The 1,368-nt window shown below is 65.8% G+C and carries 1 protein-coding gene; it reads right to left on the minus strand.

The window, feature by feature from the left end; genetic code table 11:
* Nucleotide 1: 1 nt before the first annotated feature.
* Nucleotides 2-1,368: DNA translocase FtsK (locus AC3WLC_RS32060; RefSeq protein WP_493687910.1), on the minus strand; the 1,367-nt coding region annotated here is incomplete at its 5' end.

The following is a 1,368-nucleotide window of genomic DNA, read 5'->3' on the forward strand; positions in this document are numbered from 1 at the left end:
CTCACTCTTCGTCTTCCCTTGCCCTTCCGGTCTCGACGAGGATCTCGCGTTTTCCGGCGTGGTTGGCGGGGCCGACGATGCCCTCGTTCTCCATCCGCTCCATGATCGAGGCGGCGCGGTTGTAGCCGATCTGCAGGCGGCGCTGGATGTAGGAGGTCGAGGCCTTCTTGTCGCGCAGCACGACCTGGACAGCCTGCTCATAGGGGTCGTCGCTTTCGGACTGGCCCATGCCGGTCTTGTCGAAGACCGCCCCGTCCTCGTCCTCGGCCCCGGCAGCCTCCTCCTCGGCGGTGACCGCGTCGAGATAATCCGGCCGGCCTTGCGTCTTCAGATGCGCCACGACCTTCTCGACCTCGGCGTCCGAGACGAACGGGCCGTGCACACGGGTGATCCGGCCGCCGCCGGCCATGTAGAGCATGTCGCCCTGGCCCAAGAGCTGCTCGGCGCCCATCTCGCCCAGGATGGTGCGCGAGTCGATCTTCGAGGTGACCTGGAAGGAGATCCGGGTCGGGAAGTTCGCCTTGATCGTGCCGGTAATGACGTCGACCGAGGGACGCTGCGTCGCGAGGACCACATGGATGCCGGCGGCACGGGCCATCTGCGCCAGGCGCTGGATCGTGCCCTCGATCTCCTTGCCGGCGACCATCATCAGGTCGGCCATCTCGTCGACGATCACGACGATGTAAGGCAGAGGCGACAGGTCCATCGCCTCCTCCTCGTAGATCGCCTCGCCCGAATGCTTGTCGAAGCCGGTCTGGACCGTGCGGGTGATGACCTCTCCTGCCGCGAGCGCCTCGCCGACCCGGACATTGAAGCCGTCGATGTTGCGCACACCGAGCTTCGACATCTTCTTGTAGCGCTCCTCCATCTCGCGCACCGCCCATTTCAGCGCGACCACCGCCTTCTTCGGGTCGGTGACGACGGGGGTGAGCAGATGCGGGATGCCGTCATAGACGGAGAGCTCGAGCATCTTGGGATCGACCATGATCAGCCGGCACTCCTCCGGCTTCAGCCGGTAGAGGATCGACAGGATCATGGTGTTGATCGCCACCGACTTGCCCGAGCCGGTGGTGCCGGCGACGAGCAGATGCGGCATGCGGGCAAGGTCCGCGATCACCGGCTCGCCGCCGATGGTCTTGCCGAGGCAGAGCGCCAGCTTGTGCTTGGTGCCCTCGAAGTCCTGGGAGGCGAGCAGCTCGCGTAGGAAGACGGTCTCGCGCTTGGCGTTGGGCAGTTCGATGCCGATCGCGTTCTTGCCCTGCACCACCGCGACACGCGCCGATACCGCGCTCATCGAGCGCGCAATGTCGTCGGCGAGGGAGATCACCCGGGAGCTCTTCGTGCCCGGAGCAGGCTCAAGCTCGTACA

It is taken from the genome of Allobosea sp. GW821-FHT03A12, assembly GCF_058986765.1.